This window comes from Streptomyces sp. NPDC031340, assembly GCF_055569945.1.
Window position 1 is genome coordinate 1 of the sequence record NZ_JBVIIE010000082.1, and the last position, 24,307, is coordinate 24,307.

The following is a 24,307-nucleotide window of genomic DNA, read 5'->3' on the forward strand; positions in this document are numbered from 1 at the left end:
GGCGCCTGCGGCGGTCGTCACGGTGCGGGGCCGATGGTGGCCGTTGCGGACCACCAGGCGACGTCCGGCCCCGTCCGTCTCGGCCGCCAACTCGGGGTTTGACGACAGATAGGGTCCGATCCTCCGCACGGAAAGGGGGTTCTCGGTGGCGAACCTGGTCTACAAGCGGGTCTCGACCGACCAGCAATCCACCGCCCGGCAGAACCTCGTCCTGGACGAGGCCGGGATCGAAGACCCGGTCGTCTTCGAGGAGGACGGCGGCACCTCCAGCCGCCTCCACCCTCTCCAGCGCCCAAAGTTCCGCGAACTGCTCACCTACGCGCGGCCCGGCGACACCGTCCACATCTCCGAGATGTTCCGCCTCGTACGCGGCACCGGGCACATCCTCGACGTCCTCGACGTCCTCCACCGCGACCAGGTGGCGCTGCGCATCCACGACGGCGCATTCTCCGCGATGGACCTCACCGCCCGTCACCCCCGCACCGGCGAGCTGCTGTCCACCGTGAAGTTCATGGTGCAGACCCTCGCCGCCGCCGGCGAACTCCAACGCGACCTCCAGCGAGAGCTGACCTACGACGGACTGCGAGCCGCCGAAGCCAAGGGCAGCAAGGGCGGGCGCCGCCCCGCCGTGGCGGCCGACAAGACCGGCGACGTCCGCACCGCGTACCTGGAGGGCCGCTCGATCGCTGCCCTCGCCCGCGACCACGGTGTCAGCCGCGGCGCGATCCGCACGGCCATCGCCGACCTCATCCCCCACCACACTGCCATCGAGGAGGACGCCCCAGTCCCGGAGCTGCCGGTCACCCTCGACATGCCAGGCAAGGTCGCCGACTTCCTCCGCGCGGGCGACCTGGAGCCCGCCGAGCGGGCCGCGCTCGACCAAGGGGTGGCCGTACGGCGCGGCCAGGGCTACACCCTGCGCGTCACGGCCGTGCCCGCGATCCACCGCCAGCTCCTCGCCCGCTGCCAACCGCTCGACGGGGGCCAGGGGGTCCCCGCCGTCCCTGTCCAGCGCAAGGCCCGACGCGAGTACGAAAACCGCGTCACCCGCCTCGGAGCCCCGGCCTGACCAAGATCAATGACTTAGCGTTAACCGCTGTACCGATGTTCCCCGAGGTCGGACTACGTGATCGTAGAACCCGACGAGCTGGACGAGATCGCCCCGAGCAAGTCCCAGGTCATCGAGATCACCGGTTTCGTCGACCCGGAGAAGGAGAGCAAGACCGGCATCGCCACCTTCGTGATGCGGGGCAAGCAGTACCTCGTCGCGCTGCGTGCCCAGGAAGAGGTGCTGGTTCTCCACACCTTCCGGTGCTGCCCGGCCGTGGCGACGCCCGGGGCAGGGAGCTTGACACCGCCAGCCGGCTGATCGGCGCGCTGTCCGTCCACTGGAACCCGAAGGACTGCCACGACACCTATGAGGAACGGGTAAGGAACTGGTCGACGCCAAGGCCGAGGGCAAGGAGATCGTCAGTGAGGAAGCCCCACCGCAGGCCACCAACGTCCTCGACTTGATGGAGGCCTTCCAGCGCAGCGTCGAACAGACCCGCAGCTCCAGAGGCAAGGCACCTGACGACCGGCAGGACAGGAGGACTGCGGCCCGAAGGCCGGTGAGGAAGGCCTCGGCGAAGCCGGCGAAGAAGACCACCCCCAAGACGGCCCCGCGCAAGCAGGCGAGCACATCGACCACGGCACACGATCGCGGCGCGGGGAAGCGCGAGCTACGGCAGCTGAGCAAGACGGAGCTGTATCAGCGGGCCAGCGACGAAGGCATCCCCGGCCGGTCGAAGATGAACCATGACGAACTGGTGGATGCCCTGGCCCGGGCCGGGCGCCGCCGGAAGAAGACGGCCGCATAGCAGGCCGGGACCCGGACTCGCCCCCGCACAGCCACTCGCCTGATCAGCGCCTCGTGCGCGAGGCCGACGGTGTCCTCATCGAGGGTAAGCAGTCGAGCACCGGCCAGGCGATTCAGGACCAGGGCAACGTCGTCCCCGGAGCTGGTGCCGAGGTCGAGTTCGCTCCGGTCGACCGGGCGGCGAGTGTCCTGGGAGCCCTCGCCGGGGGCGATCAGTCGCAGCATGATCAGCCGGGCCAGCTTCGCATGGCCGGGGGAGAAGCGGGTGTAGACCTCCTCCGCTGTCTGCGCGATCGCGCCGTGCACGCCGCCCGCCGCCCGCCGCTCCGTATGCCTCCATGGTGAGCGCCCGTCCGCGACGCCGACGCCAAGTCTCCCGCAGGGCGTGGGAGAGCAGCGGCAGGCCGCCCAGCTCGCCGTCCACCTCATCCACCAGGCGGGCGGTCAGCTCGCGCTCGACAACCAGCCCGGCGGTCTGTGCCGGCTTGACCACGGCCTCGCGTAACTCGGCCCGGCTCATGGGGCCCACCAGCAGGCTGGCCTCGCGCGGGGCGTCGGCGAGCTCGCGGTGCTCGGCGCAGCGGCCGTAGAAATCGGCGCGCACGGCGATCACGACGCGCAGTCTGCTGTCCGGGTGCCGGGCGGCGAGCAGCCGATCGATGAGCTCGGCGCGTTCCCGCGGGTTCCGGCACAGGGTGAAGACCTCCTCGAACTGGTCCACCACCAGGACGGTGTCACCGTCCGCCTCCCTTGGACTCAGCTCCTTCGCATGGGTGCGCAGCGGGCGCTCACCGGGGGTGAGGATGCGGATCGCCGCCAAAGATGCGCCCTCGGCCCGCAGCACGGGGATCAGCCCGGCCCGCAGCAGGGAGGACTTGCCGCTGCCGGAAGGGCCGAAAACGGCCGCGAAGCGACGCGCCAGCACCAGCCGGCGCACGTCCACGAGTGCGCTGCGGCCGAAGAATCGCTCATGGTCACGGGTTCGAACCGGGCCACCCCCTGATACGGCGACTGCCTTCCGTCGTCCTCCTCGCGGCCGCGGGCCGCCGACTCCTCTGCCGCCTCATGCCAGCGCAGCTCTCACTCCGCGGCACCCACGGAGGAAGCACAGGCCGCGGAGTCCGTCGCCCCCGGCCGCCGCAGGCTGCCACGTAGGCCAGGGTGACTGCCAGGGACGGCATCTGCTCCCCGGCCGCGGCCTGGGAGAGCGTGGTCACCGAGTAGCGGGCCCGCCGCGCCGTCTCCCGGTACGTGAGACCGCCCGCCTCTTGGCGCAGCTTGCGCAACTCGTACGCGAATCCCTGCGCCGGCCCCGTGTTCGGGTCCAGCGGTGCCTCACGACGCCCCATCGCGCTCGTCCCCCTCACGTCCCCCGCAGCCCGTGTCATGGCCACGGTAAGAACCGGCGCGTGCACCGGCAAGGGCCCGCCCATTCCTCCCAACCCGACGCTCGTGTTTGTTCGGTGTGGCGAAAGGGGCCTGCTGAACAACGGTGCCGGCTGGCTGACTGGTCGTCGTCGGCCCGATCCGCCGGGCCGGCGCGGCACTGCCCCGCAGCGCCGCCGTTCCGACGCCGCGGACCGTTCCCGCGTCGTCTCACCACCACAGGAGGAACCCGACCATGAATCTCCGGAAGACCCTCACGCTCTCGACCGCCGCCCTGATACTCGGTTCCGGCATGGCCGTCGCGAACCCCGCGGCAGCCGCTCCCGAGACGCACGTCTCGGCACAGGCCGGTTGGCACACCATCTGGGGCAACTCCTGGGTCCCCGCGCAGAGCAACGGCAAGTGGAAGTCCAAGGCCTACAAGTCGCCGAGCAGGGCGACGCGCGCTGTCCTGCGGTGCTACAACACGCATGCCTCGATGAAGGTACGCATCTTCGAGGACCTGGGCGGGGGTCACCTGCGGAAGGTCGCGGACAGCGGCTGGAAGCGGTGCAACCCCAACGGGCACATCATCGCCAAGGGCACGGTCAACAACACCCGCCACGCCCTCAAGGTCCGCCTCGACGGTTACCAGGGCTCCTACGTCCGCGCGGAGAAGTGGTCCTGAGATCGGCCGGCCCGGGCCGCCGGACACCTGCGGGGACTCCGTACCACCCGTGAACGGGCCCGGGCAGGCATCACAGCGCCACGGCCCGGTGGGCCGGCTGAGTCGGACTGAATGCAGCGGGCCGTGGCACTCGTCACTTCTCGTCAGGCGGGCATGGCTGAAGCCTGACGCTGGGGTCCGATGCTCCGGGGTTCTCGAGTAACGGCGGTCAGGGACGAATTCGCACGTCAGCGAATCAGTGCACCTCCGGTGCACGCCGGGGTGCGGTAAATGCCACGGTGTGCACCGAAGGTGCTTCTGTCTTCTTGAGGCATCCGAGGGAGCGGTCCGGCATTACGCAGGTCGTACTCGACTACGCCGGACTGGTCGACGGTGGAGGTGGAGCGCAGGGCCGCGCCGACCGGCGATCAGCCGGACCGCATTGCTCAATGTGGTGGCTCACGCTCCAGCACCGCGAACAATACGCCGCCCGCACCATGCCCCATGCCCTGCGCATCCTCGGCCCGACCGACGAGGTCACCGCCGAGCTGACCATGCTGGGTCAGCCATTCCTTGATCATTTCGAGTGTTGATAGCGAGGCGAGGACGCAAGCGCAGGCTGGAGCTCGAGGCCGAGTACTGGCGCCTTCTTGCGGCCGATCCCAAGGCGCCTGCACGCCTCGACACTGAGCCTTTTCCAACCTGACTGAGTGATGCGGCAGTTGGCCGGGCGCGGGTGGGGCGGCGGGATAAGGCCCTCAACCGAACCAGCGAACCAGCGAGGCCCCGCAGGCGACGGAGCCATTCCCGGCGTCTTCTGCGGACTGCTGGACTGCTGGACTGCTGGACTGCTGGACGCTCGGGCGGGAGAGTTCGCTCTCGGTTGCGGGCCGGGGAGGCCATCGCCCATGTGGTGGCCGACCACGGGCTGTGCGCGGACTTCATCATCCTCAGCGTCTTCCGCCCCGGCGTACCGACGGGGTGTCGCGGCCGCCGTGCGAGGGCAGAACCCGTTCCGGGCGTGAGGTGAAACGCGTACCTAACTTCACCTATCTAGTTGGTTGATAAATCGCTAGCATGAGTGCGAGTCCTTCCCTGGTCGGGCAACCGCTTGGCGGCCGGGCTCCTGCACGTGACGATCGGGGACTCCATCTTGCGGCTGTACTCACCCCGGTCGGCGACGCGGGCACGGCCAGGTGGCGGACTCGGTCATGGGACGACCGGTATCTCGCGGCAGACGGACACATCACCGCCGTCCAGGCCGGCCGGTGTCCGAGCAGCGGGACTCGACGAACGAAGGGGAACATCATGGGGAACACACTGGACGGCGCCGTCACCGTGGTCACCGGTGGGGGCACCGGCGTGGGGCAGGCGCTGGCATGGGAGGCTGCCCGGCGCGGTGCGAAGCTGGTCATCGCGTCCCCCGAGCCGGCGGACGAGACGGTCGAGAGGATCGTGGCCGAGGGCGGTGAGGCGATGTGGGTCGAGGTCGACATCGCGGACTACGACATGGTCGCCGCAGCGGTGCCCCGCGTGATCGAGACGTTCGGCAGCGTCGACGTCCTGGTCAACAATGCGGCCGGGTCCACGGCCTTCGGCATGCTGCAGGACACCGACCCGGCTACCGTGCGACGGCAGTTCGAGATCAACATCCTCGGTACCTATCACTGTCTGCGGGCGTTGGCCGAACCGCTCGCCGCCTCGGCGGCCCAGGGTCGCTTCGCGCACGTGCTGAACGTCGGCTCCGAGCACTCGCTCGGCGTGCCGCCCTACGTGCCCCCACTGAGCACCTACACCATCAGCAAGTACACCTCGCTCGCGTTCACCGACGTCCTCCGCCGTGACTTCGCCGCCGCCGGTGTCGGCGTGACCCTGCTGGCACCCGGCTGGGTACTCACCGAAGGGGTGAAGCAGGCCATGGCGCACGCGTCCGCGGTCGCCGAGTCCGTCGAGGGGCGCGGCCAGAGCCCGGACCTCGTGGCTCGCCTCGCCTGGGACGCCGTGCTGAAGGGGACGTACGTCGCGGTGACCAACGACGCGTCGCGGCCCTTCGCCGAGGCGCATGCTCAGGAACTCCTCGACGCCGTCCGCGGCGCCTGAGCCGTCCTGGAACAGAGGCCGCGTCAACCGTTTTCACACCGGACATCACGCAAGACCGAGGAACGTCATGCCCCGTATCGCCTTCGTCCAGGACTCGGGCGCCGAAGTCACGGTCGACGCCCCCGGCGGCGTCACGGTCATGAAGGCCGCACTGTCCCACATGGTGCCGGGAATCATCGGCGAGTGCGGTGGCGGCCTGGTCTGTGCCACCTGCCACGTCTTCGTCCGCCCGGAATGAGCCAACGGGCTTCCCCCGATCAGCGCCGAGGAGGCCGACATGCTGGAGGTGACGTCGGAGGAGCCCGACGGCCGCAGCCGGCTGGCCTGCCAGATCGAGGTCACGGACGCGCTGGACGGCCTGACCTTGGACGTGCCCCGTACGCAAAGATAGCCGGGAGCCGGATACCGGGCGCGCGACTGGGGCCCTTCCGGCCGATCCGGTGTCAGAGAGGGAATGTCATGTCGGGCAAGCAGACCGCCAAGCGGACCAAGGCCAAGGACGAACTGCCGCGCATGGAGCGCATCCTGGCCGCGGCCGCGGAAGAGATCGCCGCCAAGGGGTTCGCCGCGGTGCGTATCGACGAGATCGCCCGCAAGGCGGGCTGCAACAAGCAGCTCATCTACTACTACTTCGGCAGCAAGGCGGGCCTGCGCAACGCCGTGCTGAGCCGGATGGTCGACCACGTCGCACCGCTGTGGCAGGAGGTCTCGACGGCAGATCTGAAGGACGGCCTCCACAAGATCTTCCACCGGCCCAGCGACACCTTCAACTGGTCCCGACTGCTGGCGTGGGAGGGCGTCGAGTACGGTGACCCCGAGGCCGAGACGGACATCCTGCTGGAAGAACGCCGGACAGCCGCCTACCAGGTCCAAACGGACCTGCTGCGCCGGGCGCAGGCCGCCGGGCAGGTCCCGGAAGACCTGGATCCCGAGATGCTCAGCATCCTGATCTCCCTGCTCGGGATGAGCGGGAGCCTCATTCCGCAGGTCATCAAGCTGACCACCGGACTCGACGCCAACAGCTCGGAGTACGCGCAGCGTATGTGGGATTTCGTGAGCCGCCTCTTCGCCGTGCTGGCCGGAGAGCGGAATCAAGCAGACGAAAGGACGGAGTCGCATGACTGAAACCCCGGTCGGGGGAGCACGGGAGCTGGCCGGTGACCAGGTCGCGGTCCCCGCAGTCTGGTATCGAGGCGGTACGAGCAACGCGCTGCTCGTACGGAACGAGGCCTTGCCCACCCAGGACCCCGAAGAACTGGCCGACTGGTTGTGGGCGGCCTACGGCACTCCGGACGTCCGGCAGGTCGACGGGCTGGGCGCGGGCGACTCACTGCGGAGCAAGTTCGCCATCGTCGGTCCGTCCGACCGCGCCGACGCCGACGTCGACTACACCTTCGTCCAGCTCGGTGTCACCGAGCGGATGATCGACTGGTCGATGCTGTGCGGCAACATCTCGTCCGCCGTCGGCCCGTACGCCATCGACGAGGGGATCGTGCCCGTCACCGGCCCCGAGACCGTGGTGCGGATCTACAACACCAACACCGGCAAGGTCATCTACTCGACCGTCCGTACGGCCGGCGGGCGGGCGGCGACGACGGGTGACTACGCCATGGCCGGCGTCCCCGGCACCGGCAGTCCGATCGATCTGGACTTCAGGGAGAGCGCCGGGACCCAGACCGGGCTGGTCCTCCCCACGGGCCACCGGCGCGACGTCATCGACGTGGAGGGACTCGGCGAGATCGAGCTCTCGGTCGTCGACGTCTCCATCCCGCTCGCGTTCGTCCCGGCCGCCAGTATCGGAGCGACCGGCGCCGAGAGCCACCGGGAACTGCTCGCCGACACCGAGCTCAGGGAGCGTGCCGCGGCGATCCGTCGCGCCGTCGCCGTGCGGTTGGGCTGGGCCGGCGACGTCTCACGGGCCGATGAGGAGGCACGTATCCGGCCGGCCCTCGTCCTGGTGGGGCCGCCGGCCGATTGGGTGGATCTGCGGGGCAGGACGCTGCCGGCCGCCGACGGCGACGTGCACGTGCGCGCGGTGTCCCACTGGGACGTCCACAAGGCGTTCATGGGCACCGGTTCGGTGTGCGCCGGCGTCGCGGCACGCCTCAAGGGCACCGTCGTCCACGATGTCACGCGGGAGTCGGCGCACGAGAGCGGCGAATACCGCCTGGCCCATCCCAGCGGGGTGACAGCGGTCTCCATCGGCCTCGAACAGTCCCAGGAGGAACCTGTGGTCGAGCGGGCCTCCTTCCAGCGCACCGCGCGACGGATGTTCGAGGGCAGGGTCCTCGTTCCCACGGCGCGCCTGCCCTGGTGGAAAGGGTGACACACACCCTGCGGACCCTCTCCGACCAGCGCCGGAAGCATCACGCGGTGTTTCAACCAACTGTATGGTTGACACTTGGATGTCGCGAGATTAGCCTCGTCGACAGCCTCTGAAGCCGGCCCCCCGGCCGTCGCCGCCACGGCTGCGGCGGGGGCACATTTACGGAAGGCACCCCATGGCACAGACCAAAGCCGCCGTCATCGGCGTCGCCACCACCGACTTCTCGGCGATCTACCGCCAGAAGGACCCCTACCGCACCGAATACGCCCTCGGCCTTGAGGCTCTCGACCTTGCCATCGCCGACGCGGGCATCTCCAAGGACGACATCGACGGCGTCCTTCTCAGCCGCATCGACGGCTACGAGAAGTTCTGCACGATGGCGGGCCTTCGCTACCCCAAGGTGGTCAACACCTACGAGGGTGCCGGTCGCATGGCCGGCGTCGTGATCCAGCACGCGGCCGCCCTCATCGAGGCCGGCCTGGCCACCACCGTCGCCTGCGTCTACGGCAACAACGGCCGCTCGGCCGGCGCGACCTACGGCGGGGACGGCGGAAGCGGCGGCTACAACGCCCGCTCCAACGACATGAAGTTCGACATGGCCTACGGCATGACCTCGCCGGGTGCCTACGTGTCGATGATGTACCGCCGGTACGCGCACGAGTACAACGTGCCGGACGGCGCCCTCGCGCCCATCGCGCTGAGCAACCGGGCCAACGCGCAGAAGAACCCGGTCGCGGTGATGAAGTCCGACCTGACCGAGGAGGACTACCTGTCCTCACGGTTCATCGCCGAGCCGCTCCGCCTCTACGACTACTGCATGATCAACGACGGCGGTGTGGCGATCATCGTCACCTCGGCCGAGCGCGCGCGTGACACCGGGCAGCCCGTCGTGAAGATCGTCGCCACCGAGGGTGCGGGCGACCTGACGAACCACTACACCAAGGAGGACCTCTTCCGCGCCTCCTCCGAGGACGTGGCCGCCCGTCTCCGCGCCAGCTCGGGCATCGGGCCCTCCGACGTGGACTGCGTGCAGATCTACGACAACTTCACCCCGATCGTGCTGTTCTCGCTGGAGCACTTCGGCTTCGCACCGCAGGGCGAGGGCTGGCAGTTCATCCAGAAGGGCCGCATCGCCCTGGACGGCGAGCTGCCGGTCAACACCAGCGGCGGGCACACCAGCGAGGGCTACATGCAGGGCTGGGGCCTCCAGGTCGAAGCCGTGCGCCAGCTGCGCGGCGAGTGCGGGGACCGCCAGGTCGCCGGGGCCAGGACCTCCCAGTACATCTGCGTCTCCCCGATCGTCACCTCCCACATCTTCCAGCGAGAGGACTGATCCGCCATGAAGTCTGAGCGCACCGTTCCGACCGTCACCCCCACGTTCGAGCCGCTCTTCGAGGCCGCTCGGGAGGGCAGGCTGGTGATCCAGACCTGCACCTCGTGCGGCGGACACTGGTTCCCGCCGATGGCGAACTGCCCCAGCTGTCTGAAGGACACCGTCACCTGGATGGAGAGCTCCGGGGAGGCGACCCTGTGGTCCTGGGTCGTCATGCACCAGCCGTACTTCAAGGCGTTCAAGGACGAGACCCCGTACCCCGTCGCCTTCGTGAAGCTCGCGGAGGGCCCGATCCTGATCAGCTCGATCGACGGCATCGAGGTGTCGGAGTACACCATCGACATGCCGCTGACCGTAGGGTTCGAGCCGATGGGCGCCGACGACCTGCCGATGCCGGTGTTCCGGCCCCGCGCCGCATGAGCAGCGCGGCCCCGCTGTCGGGAATCCGCGTGGTCGAGCTCTCGGACGACATCGGGCTCGCCTTCTGCGGCATGTACCTCGCTGCACTGGGGGCCGAGGTGACCGTGTCGACACCCGGGGCGGGCTTCCGTTCCGTCCCGGGCGCGACGCGCGACTACCTCGACGCGGGCAAGCGAACGGCGACGGAGCAGTCCGCCGCCGTGGAGGAGGCCGACGTCGTCCTGCTGCGACGGGCGCCGGCCTCCGGACCCCGGCCGGCACACCAGATCCACGTCCTCTCCAGTGACATGGGCGAAGACGGCCCGCGCAGCGACTGGCAGGGCACCGAACTGACCCTGCAGGCCGCCGGCGGGCTGCTGGCCCTGATGGGCGAACGCGAGCGCGAACCGCTGCAACTCGGCGGCCACCAGGTCGCGTACTCGCTGGGCTGCATCGCCTTCACCGGTGTGATGACCGCGCTGGCGGAACGCGACCGGTCGGGTCAGGGACAGACGGTCGTCGTCTCGGGTCTGGAGACGGTCGCCTACCTGGAGTGGAAGGGACGCGTCTACCACCAGGCAGGAACCCCGCTCAACCGCGGCGAGCGGTCGGGACCGATGGTCCTGCGCTGCGCCGACGGCCACTTCGGCTTCTACTACCGGCCCGTGGACTGGCCGCGCGTCCTGGAGGTGTTCCCCGACGAGGCCCTGCGCGCCCCCGAGTTCGCCACGCACCCGGAGCGGGTCACCCACCGCGACCGTCTCCAGGAGACGCTGGAGTCGATCGTCGCCCGCCTGACGAAGGACGAGCTGTACGCCCGTCTCCAGGCGGTGGGTGTCCCGGTCGGCCCCGTCTGCACCGCGGAGGACCTGATCGCGTCCCCGCAGTACCAGGCTCGCGGACTCATGGTGGAGGGGCCCGGAGGGCAGGGCGTCATGCCCGCCGTCGCGGTCGAGTTCAACGGCCGTCGGCCGCAGCCGGCGACGAACCATGCTCTTCGAGCTCTGTAGGAAAGGGAAACAACGATGAGCGATTCCGAACTCCTGCTCGTCGACCGCAAGAAGCAGTACGCGGTCGTCACGATCAACCGGGCCGAGAAGCGCAACGCGGTCAGCCGCCCGCTCCAGCTCCGGCTGTGGGAGGTGCTCGACGAGCTGCGCGAGGAGGACGTCCGCGTCATCGTCCTCACCGGCGCGGGGGACAAGAGCTTCTGCGCCGGCGTCGACCTGAAGGACGACAGCCCCGAGATCCGCGGCACCGCGCTGGAGCCGAACTCCTGGCTGGCCACGCAGCGCCGCATCGCCGCGCACCCGGCCGTTTTCATCGCCGCGGTCAACGGCTACGCCCTCGGCGGCGGCCTGACCCTGGTGAACAACGCCGAACTGGCCATCGCCGCCGAGACCGCCACCTTCGGCGCCCCGGAGATCACCTTCGGTGTCTACGCAGCCATGGCCGGCCCCAGCACCGTCCGCCGGGTCCTGCCGAAGCACGTCGCCGAGCTGGTTCTCACCGGTCGCCGCATCGACGCGGAAACCGCGCTGCGCTGGGGCATGATCAACGAGGTTGTCGCCCCGGACCAGTTGCTGGCCCGCGCCGAGGAACTGGCCGAACACATCTCCTCGTTCGACCGTACGGCCCTCGACGTGGCCAAGAACGCGCTGCGCGCCGAGCACCTCATGGACTGGGACGCCGCCCTCGACCACGGCGGCCGGGCCATGGCGTTCACCGCCGCCCTGCGGAAGACCAACGAGTGATGAGCGCCCCCAGCACAGCGCCCGGAGCCCTGTCCCACCTCAGGATCCTGGACCTCGGCATCATCACCGCGGGAGCCGCCTCGTCCCAGGTCCTGGCCGATTTCGGCGCGGAAGTCATCAAGGTGGAGTCGACCACCTACACCGACCCGTTCCGCAACTGGACCCAGATCGCCGCCGGCCCGGACGGCGCGGCACCGGCCCAGAGCCCCACCTTCGCCAGTGCCAACCGCAACAAGCACGGCGTCGCCATCGACCTCAAGACCGAGGCCGGCCGACGGATCTTCCTGGACCTGGTGAGCAGGTCCGACCTGGTCGTCGAGAACTTCCGGCGCGGGGTGCTCGACCGGCTGGGCATCGGCTTCGACGCCCTGAAGCGGGCCAACCCCCGCATCGTGCTGCTCTCGTTGAGCAGTCAGGGTCTGAACGGACCGGAGCAGGGCTTCGTGTCCTTCGGCTCCACTCTGGACGGACTCGGCGGCGTGATGGCGATGACCGGGTACGACGACGAACACCCGCTGTGGAGCGGGAACAACGTCAACTACCCCGACCAGCTGGTGTCCTACCTCGCGCCGGGGCTCGCCCTGGCGGGGCTGCGCCTGCGGGACACCACCGGCGAGGCCGTCCACGTGGACGCCGCCCAGCGGGAGGCCGTGACCAGCGTCGTGGGAGAGGCGGTGCTGGAGTACTCCCGTACCGGTACCGTCGCGGGACCGCTCGGCAACCGGCACCCCGAGTACGCCCCGCAGGGCGTCTACCCGGCCTCCGGTGACGACGAGTGGCTGGCCCTCTCGGTCACGGACGACACCCAGTGGGCGGCCCTGTGCGAGGTACTGGACCTGCCCGGGACGCGGGACGACGCGCGCTTCGCGACCGCGGCGGGGCGGCGGACCCACCACGACGAACTGGACCGCGTCATCGCGGAACGCACGACGGCACACGGCAAGGAGGCACTGGCCGAGCAGCTGCAGCGACGCGGTGTCCCGGCCTCGGCCGTGCTCGTGGCCGGCGAGGTGCTCGTCGACGAGCAGCTCAAGGCACTGGGCTTCCACCGGTCCGTGCCGGGCGACCCCATCGTGCAGCGCGGCACCGCCTTCCGGCTCGACCGGACGCCGGGTGGTGTCCGCAAGCCCGCGCCCCGGCTCGGCGAGGACACGCGAGAGGTTCTCACGCGTATTCTCGGACTCACTCAAGAGGAGATCACCGCGCTGGTCCGTGAAGGAGCGGTCTTCGCCGGCGACGAGGACCCGTCCTCGCCGACCGACGAGAACGGGACGCCAGCCGCCGCGGCTTGCGCGACCGCCTGACCTTCTCGCCCGTGGTCCCGGACTCGTCTCTCCTTCTCGTGGTCCCGGACCCGTCTCCGCACCCGCAACCCGAACGCGAGTTGACCCTTGAGCCAGAAAAATCCTCAGCAGATCGACCGATTCCCCGAGCTCGATCCCGAGACGCACTACGAGATGCTCATCGACGGCGCCTGGACGGGGGCCGTCGACGGCTCCGTCTTCCGCTGCCACGATCCCTACAGCGACGAGCCCTGGGGTTACGTGCCCGAAGCGGGGGCCGGGGACGTGGACCGCGCGGTGCGGGCCGCCGCCGCGGCCTTCCCCGGGTGGCGTGCCACGCCGGTGGCGGCACGCCTGCGCCTGCTGGAGCGGTGGGCGGAGCTCGTGGCCCCCGAGACGGACCGGCTGGCGCGCCTCCAGGTCCATGAGAACGGCAAGACCATCACCGAGATGTCCATGGTCTGCCGGAGTATCCCGAGCGCGATCCGCTACTACGGCCACCTCGCGGAGTCGTTGCACGGCCATACGCTGGAACCGAACGTCCCGCATCACCAGGCCTGGACGGTACGGGAACCGCTCGGCGTCATCGCGGCCATCGCCCCGTGGAACAATCCTCTCGGCCTGCTCGGCTGGAAGATCTTCCCGGCGTTGGCCTGCGGCAACACCGTCGTCATCAAGCCTTCCGAGGTCACCCCCGTCTCCACGCTGGAACTGGCCCGCCTCGCGCAGGAGGCCGGCTTCCCGCCCGGCGTGATCAACGTCGTCACCGGCGCGGCCGAAACCGGTCGTCTCCTGGTCGGGCACCCCGGCGTCGACAAGGTCGCCTTCACAGGCTCCACACGCGCCGGCCAGGCCATCGCGACCGCCCTCGCCCCCCGGTTCGTTCCTTCCGTCCTCGAACTGGGGGGCAAGGGTCCCAACATCGTCTTCGCGGACGCCGATCTGGACCGTGCCGTCGCCGGCGTCGTCACCGGGCTGACGGCGGGGACCGGCCAGGCGTGCAACGCCGGGTCACGGATTCTCGTCGACGAGACGATCGCGGAGGAGTTCACCGCGCGCCTGTGCGAGGCGCTGGGCCGGCTCACCGCGGGCGACCCGCTCGACCCGTCCGTCGCTCTGGGGCCGATGGCGTCTCCCGCCCACTTCACCAAGGTGAGCGGCTACCTCGGCATCGCCGCCGAGGAGAAGCACCGCCTGCTGTGCGGCGGCCGGATCTCACAGGAGGTCCCGGGTGACACCGGCCGGTTGTTCGTCGAGCCGACCGTCTACGGCGTCGACGACAACCGTTCGCGGCTGACGCAGGAGGAGATCTTCGGTCCCATCGGCGCCCTCCTGACCTTCAGGACCGAGGAGGAGGCCGTGCGGCTGGCCAACGACGTGGATTTCGGTCTGGTGGCCGGCCTGTGGACGCAGAACGTGGACCGGGCGCACCGGGTGTCGCGGCAGATCGAAGCCGGCGTCGTCTGGATCAACACCTGGCGGATGTTCTCCCAGAACGTGCCCTTCGGCGGCATGAAGATGAGCGGCCTGGGACGCGAGGCCGGCATCGAGGCGGTTCGTGCCTACACGGAGGAGAAGTCGATCTGGCTGGAGGTGGCCCCCTCCGCGTAACGGCCGTCCGTCCGCCCAAACCGTCAGCCGCGGCGGCCGACAGGCCGCTGTCGGCCACACGGTCGGCCAAGTCCTCGGAGGCGAGACGCAGGGACTGCACGCGTGCGCATCGCGCGAGGTACCCGTCGTCGGGCAGGGCGGAACGCCCGAGCTCCACGTACCGGCGCAGGGCTTCGTCCCCGATCGAGGCGAGAGCCGCGGGGCAGGCGATGGCGGCGTCGAGGGCGGAGTCGACCTGCGTCAGTACCCCGAGCGCTGCCGCACGGGCCACGCTGAGCCGCCCCGACCTGTCGCCGAGCAACTCCCAGAGCAAGCCCGGCGCGAGACGGTTGATCAGGGCGGCCCCTCCGGTCCCCGGGATCAGCCCCATGCGGGCCCAGCCCTGTTTCAGTTGCGCTCCGGTGCCGGCGAAACGCCGGTCGCACCACAGACAGAGGCCGAGTCCCAGACCGATCGCCGGGCCGTCGACGGCCGCCACCGTGGGGAGGGGGCAGTCGCGCAGGGCGCGTGCGATCTGCCGGAAGCGTCCATAGACGATGTGTTCGACTTCCGCGAGGTCCGCGCCCTCGATCGCGGCGAGGATGGCGGGCAGGTCCCCGCCCGCGCAGAAGGCGCCCTCACCGGTCAGGACGACGGCGGCCGCCCCCGGTGTCCGGCCCGCCTGCGTCAGGGCTTCGGCGACCTCGACCGCCTTGTCGGGGCCCAGCGCGTTGCTCCGTTCCGGCCACGCCATCGTGACGATGGCGGCGTGGTCGTGGGACGTGACCGTGACACTCATGGAGTTGCTCCTCGGCACGTGGGGCCCGGCCGCAGCCCGGCCCGGGAAGATGCGCTGCGCCCGGGGGCCCGGCGGCCTGGACGGGGAACGGTCGGCGCGCGCGCCACACCGGCGTCCGCTTCTCCGCGAAGGCGCGCGGGCCTTCCTTGGCGTCCCCGGTCGCCTTGTTGCGGTCGCTCTCGGCCGTGTTGATCCGCCAGGCTGCGGCCTCGCCGGCGAGCACGCCGTCCCGGATGCCCAGCGCGATGCGCTTGCTGGCCTGGACCGCGAGCGGGGCGTTGCGCGCGACGGCGGCCGCGAGAGCGAGCGCCTCGTCGAGGACCCGGTCCGCGGGCACGACGCGGTTGACCAGAGGAACGCAGCGACGAGCTCGTCGATCTCGTCGTCACCGACCTCGACGACGTGGCTTCCGGGACGGCGCCCACCGGCATCATCCACACGGCTCTTCGCATGATCGCCGCCGGACTGCCCGGTGACAGCGGCGATGCCGTGAACAGCTGAAGCGACCAAGCCGCGACGCGGCAGTGGAGCCCGGTCGCTGACCACTTCTGCCATCGGCGGACCGGACCGGTGCGCCGTGCCGGACCGGCCCACGCCTGCCCGTGACCCCAGCGGCCCGTCCCTCCGTGAAGGGACCGCTCGGCGGGCACGTCCTCGTGTTCCCCGCGGGGCGATCGGGGATCCCGCTCGTCCTCAAAAGCCGCGTTCAAACGCTGGTAACAAGCCAGATCCCATGTTACGTTAAATTAACCAGTTGGTTGAAAACTGGGATGTGTGCAAAGAGGAGGTTCCCTTGTCCACGGTTGTCTTCGTCCAGCCGGACGGCCGTCGCGAGTCGCACGAAGCGCAGGACGGTGAGTCCGTCATGCGCGTCGCCGTCAGCAACCTGGTCGACGGGATAGTCGGCGAGTGCGGTGGTGATCTTTCCTGTGCGACGTGCCATGTCTTCGTGGATGAGAAGTGGGCGTCGTCCCTTCCTCCCCGCACCCCCGAAGAGGAGGACATGCTCGAGGTGACCGCCGCCGAACCGACCGAGTTCAGTCGGCTGTGCTGCCAGATCAAGTGCAGCGCGGACCTCGACGGCATCACCGTTCACATACCGGACGTGCAAAGGTGAGCGCGCAGGGCGTCGTGATCATCGGAGCCGGGCAGGCCGGAGGTGAACTGGCCGCCGCGCTGCGTGCCGCCGGCTATACGGGCACGGTCTCGCTGATCGGCGGAGAAGCGGCATATCCCTATGCCCGGCCGCCCCTGTCCAAGGCATACCTCCTCGGCGAGGTGGAACCGGACGAACTGCTCATCCGGAATCCGGACATGTACGCGCGGCAGGGCATCGGTGTCCACCTGGGTGCCACCGCGACCGCGATCGACCGCGAGGCCAGGACCGTCATGCTCGACGACGGGGACACCATGGGTTACTCCACCCTGGTCCTCGCGACCGGCGGCCGGCCGAGGCGCCTCGCCGTGGACGCGCTGGAGTCGGCGTCCAACGTGTTCTACATCCGCACGCTGGAAGACATCGACCGCCTGCGTGCGCGGTTCGCCCCGGGTGCCCGCCTCGCCGTGGTCGGAGGCGGCTACATCGGGCTGGAAGTCGCCTCGGTCGCCCGACGCGTCGGGCTGCGGGTAACCGTTCTGGAGGCGCAGGAGCGCGTACTCGCGCGCGTCACGGCCCCCCTCGTCTCCGAGTTCTTCCAGCGGGTCCACCGTGAGGAGGGAGTCGACATCCGCCTGGGGGCGACCATCGAGGGGTATGAGACGGAGTCCGGCGACATCACGGCCATTCTGCTGCGCGGAGGCGAACGCATCGAAGCGGACGTGGTCCTCGTCGGGGTCGGACTGGTACCCAACACCGAGTTGGCCGAAGCGGCCGGCCTCGTCGTGGCCAACGGGATCGTCGTCGACGAACACCTCCGGACCTCCGACCCGAACGTGTACGCGATCGGGGACGTCGCCCGGCATCCGGACCCCGAAGACGGTGGTCTGCGGCGTCTGGAGTCCTTGCCGAACGCGTCGGACCAGGCGCGTGCCGTGGCCGAGGCGATCGTCGGGCGTCCGCGGCCGTATACGAGCGTGCCGTGGTTCTGGTCCGACCAGTACGACGTCAAGCTGCAGTCGGTCGGACTGTCCGCGGGCTACGACCAGTTGGTCGTGCGCGGCGACGCCGCGACCGGTCGCCGGTTCGCCGTCTTCTACCTCAGGCAGGGGATTGTCTGCGCTGCCGACGTGGTGTGCAGTCCTCGTGATTTCGCCGTGGCCAAGAAACTTGTGGCGCAGCGAGCCCTGGTCGACGCGGACCGTCTCGCGGATCCCTCCGTGCTCGCCCGGGACCTCCTGAAGGCGGTACCCGCCACCCCGTCCCCAGTTTCAACTATATAGATGGTTGAAACATGTCCGTAGACGCGATTCCATGTCGCTGATGGTGTGAGGAGCCAATGATGTCGTCGACACTCGAATCAGCCGAGTCGGCAGCCTTCCCCGATCTGGCGGATCCCCGAACGTTCGTGGAGGGGGTGCCGTATGAGGCGTTCGCACGGATGCGTGCACTGCCGGGCCTGTACTGGCAGCCGACCACGATCGGAACGAGCAACGGTGGGTTCTGGGCGGTGACCCGCTTCGCGGACATCGTCGCCGTGGAGAAGGACCCCGAGACCTTCACTTCGACACGCGGCGGGTCTTACCCCTCGACGAACACGCCGCCGGATCACCCGAACCGCAACAACATCATGATGAACGACCCGCCGAACCACAGCCGGCTGCGTCGTGCGGCGGCCAAGGGGTTCGGACCGAGAGTCGTGGCGAACTTCGAGCCGTGGGTGCGGCAGGTGGTGTGCGAGGAACTCGACCGCATCGAGAAGATGGCGGAGTTCGACTACGTCACCGAGATCGCCCAGACCGTTCCGGCGAGGGTGCTGGCGCGCGTTCTGGGTACGCCGCCCGAGGACCAGCCCGCCATGGTCAACTGGGCGATCAAGATCTTCCAGGCCGCCCAGAACACCGAGGGACTGAAGGAGGGGGAGGGGACCGGAGACCGGATGCTGGAGGTCATCCAGGAGATCGCGGTCTACGCGGGGAAGATTCAGGAGATCAAGCGGGCGCACCCCGACGACGACATGTTCACCGCCCTCGGTGCCTGCGTCGAACGGGGTGAGCTCACCCAGGACGAGTTCCTGCACTGGATGATGCTCATGATTGTCGCCGGCTTCGAGACGACGCACACGGCTATCGGCCAGTCGATGCGCCTGTACCTGGAAAGCCCGGAAATCAAGGATGCGACCGACCGGGCCATCGCAGAGGGGCGCGGGGACCGTGTGGCCGACGAGTTCATTCGGCTGATCAGCCCGCCGATGGAGATGGCCCGAACAGCCACCCGGGACGTGGAATTCGCGGGCGAGCGCATTCGTGAGGGCGACGTCCTCGTGATGTACTTCGCATCGGCGAACCGGGACACCGCCGTGTTCTCGGAGCCGGACCGGTTCGACCCGTGGCGGTCCGAGACGGACACGCTCGCGTTCGGCAGCGGAGTGCATCGCTGCATCGGCGCGTACCTGGCGAAGCTGGAGATCCGTGTCCTGTGGGAGGAGATTCACCGGCGCGGCCTGCATCTCCGCCTCAACGGGCAGCCCGAGCGCGGCTGGTCCGTCTTCATCAACCAGTTGATGTCCTTGCCTGTGGCCCAGGCGTGAGGTCGGCTGCCCGCGTCAGGGCGGCGCGATAGCAGGAACGCGGTCGCGGCACCGGTCCCGCTTCTCCCTCGGGGAGATGCGGGACGGTCGCTGCCGTGCGGCTCCGGCATGATCGCTGCGCTGGGACGCCGGGACTCGTGACCGTCTGGCATTACCCGAAAATACACCGTACAGGGTTATGTCATCTCAGAAAAAGGTGGGTCGGAAGTCGCGGGCCGCGGGTGTGGGAATCGGCAGTAAGGAGCGCATTCTCAAGGCTGCGGTGGAGGAATTCTCGCAGAAGGGTTTCGCGGCCACACGCGTCGATGAGATCTCGACCCGGGCGCAGGTCAACAAGCAGCTCATCTACTACTACTTCGGGCGTAAGGCGGAGCTCTACGACGCAGTTCTGGAAAGCATGGTCGAGGGTGGCCGGAGAATGTGGGGTTCCCTGCCTGAAACGGACATCAAAGAAGTCATCAACACGCATTTCACCGAGCAGGGAGCCCGGGAGCGGGAGAAGTGGCGTCGCCTGCTGGCATGGGAGGGCGTCGAGTGCGCGACGGCCTCGCGCGGGAGCATCCGCATGGCGCCGGTGAGGGCCAGGGCGTACACCCACCAGACCATGCTGATCGAGCGTGACCAGCAGGACGGCAACCTTCCTGAGGAGTTGGATCCGCGGATTCTCTCCCTCCTCATCACTCTCACGTCGTTCGGTCCCGAACTGCTCCCGCAGGTCACCAAGCTCATCACCGGGCATGAAGCCGGCGATCCGGTGTTCCGCGACCAACTGCGGAACACCCTGCTCTTCATCATCGACAAGCTGCGCGAGGCGTCCTCGGACGGTAGGCGGCGCTGAGTCCGACCGAGCTGTCCGGGCTCGATGTGTCCGCCTGCCACGTTCCGCGCTCCCGGGCCCGGTCTTTCGTCAACCAGTCGCACCGATTCGGCCGCCGCACAGCGCTCGTCGCACCGACGGCGGCCTCAGGGCACCGATTCAAGTGAGGAGCGCCCGCATGGACCATCTCAAGGACGACGTCGTCGTCATCACCGGCGCCGGGACGGGTGTCGGACGAGCGCTGGCCGTCGAAGCCGCCGCGCGCGGCGCCGGCGTCGTGGTCGCCGACCTCGTCGACCTCGCCGGGACCGTCGACGAGATCACGCGCGCCGGCGGCCGGGCGGTCGCACGCCGCGTCGACGTCGCCGACTACGAGTCCGTGGCCGAACTCGCGCAGTTCGTGCGTGCCGAGTACGGAAGGGCCAATGTCCTGGTGAACAACGCCGCGGTCGCCGACGGAGCCGGACCTGTGGACAGTGCGGATCCCGCCGCCGCCAAGCGGGTCTTCGAAGTGGGGATCCTGGGCGCGTTCCACGGCATCCGGGCCTTCGCGGAGCAGTTGAAGGAGGCTGCGGCAGCCTGGCAGCACGCGGCGATCCTCAACGTCGGATCGGAACACTCTCTGGGTGTCCCGCCCCATGCCCCGTCGGTCAGCACCTACACGGCGAGCGCGTACGCGGTACTTGGCCTGACCGACACCGTACGCCGTGACCTGCACAGCACGGGTGTGTCGGTGTCGCTGCTCGCGCCGGGCCCGGTGCGCACCGAGCCCGGCGCGCTCATGCCATCGCGCGCCTCGGAAGCGGCTGCCCCGGCCATCGATCTCCGCGCCCAGGATCCGGGCTTCGTGGCTCGCGCGGCATGGGACGGTCTCCTCGACGGCCGGTACATCATCGCGACCAACCCGGCGAGCCGGGCCTTCGCGATGGACCACGCGCGAGAGGTCATGAGTGAGGTACAGCGGTTGCCCGCTCGGTCCGAGCCGGACGAGCATCCGCACGACGGCACCGGCGATGCCGCGAACTGCCCGGTGGCCCACCTTTTCGGACGGTGAAGTGGCCAGCGGGTGGAACCTGTGGTGAGCGACGACCTCATGGCTCGTGCCGACCTCCTGGCCGATGACCCCGGTGAGGAGGGGGAAGACCCGTCCCGAAGGGACCGTCACACCGGCGGCACCGGCACCGGCCTGTCCTACTGCTGGGCACCTCACGCTGGCTGAGAAGGACGTCGCTCCGCTCCCTCTCCACGACGGCATGGGCGTCACGCCCCTGTTCATCACGCTGAGCTGGATGCTCGCCGGATACCTGGCCGTCACCATCATCACGGGCGGCGCACCCGAACTGGCGTCACTGCGCCGCACGGTCCACCTCGTTAGAGGCTTGGGCGACGTTCATCAGCGTCGTGGTGTGGCTGCTCGTCGGACCCGTCATCGGAGCGGTCGAGGGACACGCGGCAGCGGTCGTCGGCCTCGGCTGGCTGACCGTTTTCGCCGTCGGCATGACGCAGATGCTCATCGCGCGCCTCGTCGGCCCGCTCGCCGTACTGCCCGGCATCGCGCTCTTCGTCTTCCTCGGTCTGCCGGCCTCCAACCTGAGCGTGTCGCAGTACGCGGTACCGGGATTCTTCCGGTACCTGCACGACGTGCTGCCCCTGCCTGCCGCCGGAGAGACACTCCGCTCGATCCTGTACTTCGGCGGTGACGGTGCCGGCGCCCACCTGATCGTGCTCGCCGTCTGGACGGTGGCGGGCCTCCTGCTGACCTCGAGTGTCGACCTCCTGCGCTCTCGCAGGAAGGCGGGCCCCGACCGCACGCCCCGCGGCCCCGCCGTCGACCCCGTCGGTCCGGGCACGCTGACCCCGGCCTGAACCGTGCCCACGCCGCCACCCCGCACAAGGACTCGACCCATGACAATTACCGAGCCGACGGCCACGCGTCAGGCGAAGGCGGGGTCCGACAGGGCGAGATACCTCGTCCTCGTCCTCGTGGGCATCTTCGTCAGCGCGATGCACCAGCCGGTCCCCAGCAACCTTCCGAGTCCTTCCCGCCCGGGCGGACGACGAGGCCGTCGGGTATGTCGCCGGTGCCGCCGGTGCCGGCCTGAAGCAGACCACCACCGCGGTCTTCTCACAGGTGGCGGAGGAGCAGCACGTGGGCCTGCGGACCGAGGACCTGGTACCGCTGCCCCGACGGGACAGCCTCGGCACCGTCAGCCTCTACCTCACCGTCGGCTTCGCCATCTCCGGCTTCCCGTTCGCCGTCATCGCCAGCGCCGCCACGCCCGAACTGCTGCAGGTGCGTCGCTACATACCGGCGGCCGCCGGTATCGCGGCTTTCATGGCCGTCTCGATCTGGCTCCTGGCGGGACCGGTCACCGGCGCCTTCGAGGGGCATGCCGGGCAGGTGGTGGGTGTCGGCTGGCTGATGGCGTTCTGCGCGTCGATGGTGACCGCCGTCTTCGCCCGGCACATCGGTCCACTCGCTTCCCTGCCCGGCGTCCTGCTCTTCATGTTCCTCGGTGTGCCCTCCTCCGGCGGTGCGCTGACGGTCCACGCGGAGCCGGTGTTCTTCCAGGTCCTGCACGACGTCCTGCCGACGCCCGGGGCACTGGAGTCGGTCCGTTCCGTCCTCTGCTTCGGCGGGGAGGGTGTCGTCGGCCACGTGGGGGTCGTCGCCGCCTGGGCGGTCGCCGGACTCGTGCTCAACCTCGTGGCGGAGGCGGTGAACCGGCGCAAGGGCAAGCCCGCCGTCGGCCCTGGCCCTCTCTCACCGAGCGAGCCTGGCATGACCACGAATGACGGTCTTCCCTCGCCCCGTGAACCGGGGAGCGGGGGAAGGCGGTCACTGATCGTCGCCGTGAACGGATCGGACATGTCGCTGCGGGCGTCCGACTACGCCCTGGACCTGGCGAGGCGCGAGGGTCTGACCCTGGTGGGGGCCTACGTCCGCACGGCAGGGGCGTGCGCGTGCTGGTCACCGGAAGGGTTCCAGTACCTCCGCGAGATGCACGACGCCGTGGCGGGTGAGGCGCACGCCTATCTCGTCGACCGAGCTCGTGTACTGGGTGTTCCTCTGGGATTCGCAGATCCTGCTGTGCCCGCTGCGGCCGTGTCCGCTCAGGTCGAAGGCGACGAGCCGGAAGTCCCGGTGCAGTCCCGCGGCGATGTCGCCCGCGCAGGGTGTCCGCCCCGGCCGCGCCTGCTCCTCCAGGCGCAGCGGGACGGCTCCACCCCGATGTTCGTGTGACATCTCCTGTCCATCGGCTCCCCTGCGGGTGATGGGGACACTTGCCGCTCACTCGGAAGCCTGATGTTCATGGGGGCGGCGGCGCTGAGTGCCGCTGATCGACGTTCCGGATCGCCAAGCGCGCAGGGCACCGCACGGCGGACGGAAGTACGGAGGGAGGACAATGCGGCGCCGCGGGGGACCAGGGCACTGTCGGGCTGCCGACAGGGCCCAGGCACCGCGCGGCGCCGGTTCTCATCGACCGTTCACCGGCCGTCGGCGGCGATGGAGACCTTCTCCCAATCCGCCCAGGTTTCGAGCCGCTTGGCGTACAGACCCTTGACGATCTGGGTCGGCATGGCGCCGAACAGGACGCGCAGCGGCGGCTGCTGGGCGTCGACGACTTCCAGCAGGGCGGCGGCGGCAGCCGTGGGGTCTCCGAAGGTGGTGCGGGGCGCCTGGGCGGCACTGGCGTCCCGGATGGGCTGGTAGGCGTCGAGGGGATAGGCGTGGACGGCGGAGGGGCCGGCCCAGTCGGTGCCGAAGGGCCCCGGCTCGACGAGCGTGACGTTGACGCCGAAGGGGGCGACCTCCTGGGCGAGGGACTCGGACAGTCCTTCCAAGGCCCACTTCGAAGCGTGGTACGCCCCGAGCGACGGGAAGGCGGCGACCCCGCCGATGGAGGAGATCTGCACGATGTGGCCGCTGCCCTGGTCACGCAGGATGGGCAGGACGGCCTGGGTTACGGACAGTGCTCCGAAGAAGTTGGTCTCCAGTTGATCACGGACCTGCTGCTCGGTGACTTCCTCCACCATGCCGAACAGGCCGTATCCGGCGTTGTTGACGACGATGTCGAGACGGCCGAACCGTGCGTGCGCCTCGCTGACCGACGCGTTCACGGCCTGCCGGTCGGTGACGTCCAGCTTCAGCGCCAGGAACGAGTCCCCGTGGGCGTCCGCGAGATCCGCGAGGGTACCGGTGTCGCGCGCGGTGGCGGCGACCTTGTCCCCGCGGGAGAGTGCCGCTTCGACGAAAGCGCGCCCGAAACCGCGCGACGCACCTGTGACGAACCAGATCTTGCTCATATCAGTGACTCTCCTGCTCGAA

Annotated in this window: 23 protein-coding genes and 2 pseudogenes; 20 read left to right on the forward strand and 5 right to left on the reverse strand. The window is 69.5% G+C overall.

Features of this window, described 5'->3' with window-relative positions; genetic code table 11:
• Window positions 1–145: 145 nt before the first annotated feature.
• Window positions 146–1,069: a recombinase family protein gene (locus ACZ5GT_RS37895; RefSeq protein ID WP_469035701.1), complete on the forward strand. Its 924-nt coding sequence runs from the start codon at window positions 146–148 to the stop codon at window positions 1,067–1,069.
• A 57-nt stretch (window positions 1,070–1,126) separates the two neighbouring features.
• Entirely contained in the window at window positions 1,127–1,369 is a 243-nt protein-coding gene (locus tag ACZ5GT_RS37900; protein WP_469035702.1) for a hypothetical protein, read from the forward strand.
• A gap of 531 nt (window positions 1,370–1,900) precedes the next feature.
• Here the strand turns inward: ACZ5GT_RS37900 and ACZ5GT_RS37905 are convergent.
• A pseudogene (locus ACZ5GT_RS37905) lies at window positions 1,901–3,207 on the reverse strand (nSTAND1 domain-containing NTPase); the annotation flags it as partial.
• Between the two features lie 272 nt (window positions 3,208–3,479).
• Between ACZ5GT_RS37905 and ACZ5GT_RS37910 the strand changes: the two are divergent.
• Window positions 3,480–3,911 carry a hypothetical protein gene (locus tag ACZ5GT_RS37910; RefSeq protein ID WP_469035704.1) on the forward strand — a complete coding sequence of 144 codons (432 nt, stop codon included), beginning with the start codon at window positions 3,480–3,482 and terminating at the stop codon, window positions 3,909–3,911.
• A gap of 425 nt (window positions 3,912–4,336) precedes the next feature.
• Here ACZ5GT_RS37910 and ACZ5GT_RS37915 read toward each other — a convergent pair whose 3' ends face one another.
• Window positions 4,337–4,471 carry a hypothetical protein gene (locus tag ACZ5GT_RS37915; RefSeq protein ID WP_469035766.1) on the reverse strand — a complete coding sequence of 45 codons (135 nt, stop codon included), beginning with the start codon at window positions 4,469–4,471 and terminating at the stop codon, window positions 4,337–4,339.
• Between the two features lie 727 nt (window positions 4,472–5,198).
• On the opposite strand from ACZ5GT_RS37915, the gene ACZ5GT_RS37920 reads away from it, so the two are divergent.
• The 10 genes from ACZ5GT_RS37920 to ACZ5GT_RS37965 all read left to right on the forward strand — a co-directional run bounded on the left by ACZ5GT_RS37920 (window position 5,199) and on the right by ACZ5GT_RS37965 (window position 14,696).
• On the forward strand, window positions 5,199–5,990 hold the full coding sequence (locus ACZ5GT_RS37920) for an SDR family NAD(P)-dependent oxidoreductase (RefSeq protein WP_469035706.1): 792 nt from the start codon (window positions 5,199–5,201) through the stop codon (window positions 5,988–5,990).
• A 67-nt stretch (window positions 5,991–6,057) separates the two neighbouring features.
• Entirely contained in the window at window positions 6,058–6,228 is a 171-nt protein-coding gene (locus tag ACZ5GT_RS37925; protein WP_469035708.1) for a 2Fe-2S iron-sulfur cluster-binding protein, read from the forward strand.
• Between the two features lie 221 nt (window positions 6,229–6,449).
• Window positions 6,450–7,115, forward strand: coding sequence for a TetR/AcrR family transcriptional regulator (locus ACZ5GT_RS37930; protein ID WP_469035711.1), 666 nt, complete (start codon window positions 6,450–6,452; stop codon window positions 7,113–7,115).
• On the forward strand, window positions 7,108–8,316 hold the full coding sequence (locus ACZ5GT_RS37935) for a PrpF domain-containing protein (RefSeq protein WP_469035713.1): 1,209 nt from the start codon (window positions 7,108–7,110) through the stop codon (window positions 8,314–8,316). Before ACZ5GT_RS37930 ends, ACZ5GT_RS37935 begins: the two co-directional genes overlap by 8 nt.
• Window positions 8,317–8,491: 175 nt before the next feature.
• A complete protein-coding gene (locus ACZ5GT_RS37940; RefSeq protein WP_469035716.1) occupies window positions 8,492–9,649 on the forward strand; it encodes a thiolase family protein in 1,158 nt (385 codons plus the stop codon).
• 6 nt (window positions 9,650–9,655) lie between these two features.
• A complete protein-coding gene (locus tag ACZ5GT_RS37945) occupies window positions 9,656–10,069 on the forward strand; it encodes a Zn-ribbon domain-containing OB-fold protein (RefSeq protein ID WP_469035719.1) in 414 nt (137 codons plus the stop codon).
• 29 nt (window positions 10,070–10,098) lie between these two features.
• Window positions 10,099–11,058 carry a CoA transferase gene (locus tag ACZ5GT_RS37950; RefSeq protein ID WP_469035722.1) on the forward strand — a complete coding sequence of 320 codons (960 nt, stop codon included), beginning with the start codon at window positions 10,099–10,101 and terminating at the stop codon, window positions 11,056–11,058.
• A 15-nt stretch (window positions 11,059–11,073) separates the two neighbouring features.
• On the forward strand, window positions 11,074–11,802 hold the full coding sequence (locus ACZ5GT_RS37955; RefSeq protein WP_469035724.1) for an enoyl-CoA hydratase/isomerase family protein: 729 nt from the start codon (window positions 11,074–11,076) through the stop codon (window positions 11,800–11,802).
• Window positions 11,802–13,106, forward strand: a complete 1,305-nt coding sequence (locus ACZ5GT_RS37960; protein ID WP_469035726.1) for a CaiB/BaiF CoA transferase family protein — start codon at window positions 11,802–11,804, stop codon at window positions 13,104–13,106. Before ACZ5GT_RS37955 ends, ACZ5GT_RS37960 begins: the two co-directional genes overlap by 1 nt.
• 87 nt (window positions 13,107–13,193) lie before the next feature.
• Window positions 13,194–14,696 (forward strand): aldehyde dehydrogenase family protein, encoded by a 1,503-nt coding sequence (locus tag ACZ5GT_RS37965; protein WP_469035729.1) that lies wholly within the window; start codon window positions 13,194–13,196, stop codon window positions 14,694–14,696.
• Window positions 14,697–14,931: 235 nt separating this feature from the next.
• On the opposite strand, the pseudogene ACZ5GT_RS37970 reads toward ACZ5GT_RS37965, so the two are convergent.
• Both ACZ5GT_RS37970 and ACZ5GT_RS37975 read right to left on the reverse strand, forming a co-directional pair.
• Window positions 14,932–15,429, reverse strand: a pseudogene (locus ACZ5GT_RS37970) (enoyl-CoA hydratase/isomerase family protein); the annotation flags it as partial.
• Window positions 15,314–15,811: a hypothetical protein gene (locus tag ACZ5GT_RS37975; RefSeq protein WP_469035731.1), complete on the reverse strand. Its 498-nt coding sequence runs from the start codon at window positions 15,809–15,811 to the stop codon at window positions 15,314–15,316. The gene ACZ5GT_RS37975 and the pseudogene ACZ5GT_RS37970, both read right to left, overlap by 116 nt.
• Before the next feature lie 417 nt (window positions 15,812–16,228).
• Between ACZ5GT_RS37975 and ACZ5GT_RS37980 the strand changes: the two genes are divergently transcribed.
• From ACZ5GT_RS37980 to ACZ5GT_RS38010, 7 genes are all read left to right on the forward strand, one after another.
• Window positions 16,229–16,591 (forward strand): 2Fe-2S iron-sulfur cluster-binding protein, encoded by a 363-nt coding sequence (locus ACZ5GT_RS37980; RefSeq protein WP_469035732.1) that lies wholly within the window; start codon window positions 16,229–16,231, stop codon window positions 16,589–16,591.
• On the forward strand, window positions 16,588–17,853 hold the full coding sequence (locus tag ACZ5GT_RS37985; protein ID WP_469035734.1) for an NAD(P)/FAD-dependent oxidoreductase: 1,266 nt from the start codon (window positions 16,588–16,590) through the stop codon (window positions 17,851–17,853). The genes ACZ5GT_RS37980 and ACZ5GT_RS37985 overlap by 4 nt, the downstream gene beginning before the upstream one ends.
• Before the next feature lie 125 nt (window positions 17,854–17,978).
• The gene (locus tag ACZ5GT_RS37990; protein ID WP_469035736.1) at window positions 17,979–19,160 is read left to right on the forward strand and encodes a cytochrome P450; all 1,182 of its coding nucleotides are present in this window, start codon (window positions 17,979–17,981) and stop codon (window positions 19,158–19,160) included.
• Between the two features lie 178 nt (window positions 19,161–19,338).
• Window positions 19,339–19,998: a TetR/AcrR family transcriptional regulator gene (locus ACZ5GT_RS37995; RefSeq protein WP_469035738.1), complete on the forward strand. Its 660-nt coding sequence runs from the start codon at window positions 19,339–19,341 to the stop codon at window positions 19,996–19,998.
• A gap of 157 nt (window positions 19,999–20,155) precedes the next feature.
• Window positions 20,156–21,031 carry an SDR family NAD(P)-dependent oxidoreductase gene (locus tag ACZ5GT_RS38000; protein WP_469035740.1) on the forward strand — a complete coding sequence of 292 codons (876 nt, stop codon included), beginning with the start codon at window positions 20,156–20,158 and terminating at the stop codon, window positions 21,029–21,031.
• Between the two features lie 347 nt (window positions 21,032–21,378).
• Window positions 21,379–21,843 carry a hypothetical protein gene (locus ACZ5GT_RS38005; RefSeq protein WP_469035744.1) on the forward strand — a complete coding sequence of 155 codons (465 nt, stop codon included), beginning with the start codon at window positions 21,379–21,381 and terminating at the stop codon, window positions 21,841–21,843.
• Between the two features lie 283 nt (window positions 21,844–22,126).
• Window positions 22,127–23,221, forward strand: a complete 1,095-nt coding sequence (locus ACZ5GT_RS38010) for a hypothetical protein (protein ID WP_469035747.1) — start codon at window positions 22,127–22,129, stop codon at window positions 23,219–23,221.
• 245 nt (window positions 23,222–23,466) lie between these two features.
• Here ACZ5GT_RS38010 and ACZ5GT_RS38015 read toward each other — a convergent pair whose 3' ends face one another.
• Entirely contained in the window at window positions 23,467–24,285 is an 819-nt protein-coding gene (locus ACZ5GT_RS38015) for an SDR family oxidoreductase (RefSeq protein WP_469035749.1), read from the reverse strand.
• Window positions 24,286–24,307: the final 22 nt, after the last annotated feature.

Coding starts and splice junctions, on each gene's coding strand:
- ACZ5GT_RS37910 (WP_469035704.1), top strand. CDS start 3,480: ATGAATCTCCGGAAGACCCTCACGCTCTCGACCGCCGCCCTGATACTC.
- ACZ5GT_RS37915 (WP_469035766.1), bottom strand. CDS start 4,471: ATGATCAAGGAATGGCTGACCCAGCATGGTCAGCTCGGCGGTGACCTC.
- ACZ5GT_RS37920 (WP_469035706.1), top strand. CDS start 5,199: ATGGGGAACACACTGGACGGCGCCGTCACCGTGGTCACCGGTGGGGGC.
- ACZ5GT_RS37925 (WP_469035708.1), top strand. CDS start 6,058: ATGCCCCGTATCGCCTTCGTCCAGGACTCGGGCGCCGAAGTCACGGTC.
- ACZ5GT_RS37930 (WP_469035711.1), top strand. CDS start 6,450: ATGTCGGGCAAGCAGACCGCCAAGCGGACCAAGGCCAAGGACGAACTG.
- ACZ5GT_RS37935 (WP_469035713.1), top strand. CDS start 7,108: ATGACTGAAACCCCGGTCGGGGGAGCACGGGAGCTGGCCGGTGACCAG.
- ACZ5GT_RS37940 (WP_469035716.1), top strand. CDS start 8,492: ATGGCACAGACCAAAGCCGCCGTCATCGGCGTCGCCACCACCGACTTC.
- ACZ5GT_RS37945 (WP_469035719.1), top strand. CDS start 9,656: ATGAAGTCTGAGCGCACCGTTCCGACCGTCACCCCCACGTTCGAGCCG.
- ACZ5GT_RS37955 (WP_469035724.1), top strand. CDS start 11,074: ATGAGCGATTCCGAACTCCTGCTCGTCGACCGCAAGAAGCAGTACGCG.
- ACZ5GT_RS37960 (WP_469035726.1), top strand. CDS start 11,802: ATGAGCGCCCCCAGCACAGCGCCCGGAGCCCTGTCCCACCTCAGGATC.
- ACZ5GT_RS37995 (WP_469035738.1), top strand. CDS start 19,339: ATGTCATCTCAGAAAAAGGTGGGTCGGAAGTCGCGGGCCGCGGGTGTG.
- ACZ5GT_RS38000 (WP_469035740.1), top strand. CDS start 20,156: ATGGACCATCTCAAGGACGACGTCGTCGTCATCACCGGCGCCGGGACG.
- ACZ5GT_RS38015 (WP_469035749.1), bottom strand. CDS start 24,285: ATGAGCAAGATCTGGTTCGTCACAGGTGCGTCGCGCGGTTTCGGGCGC.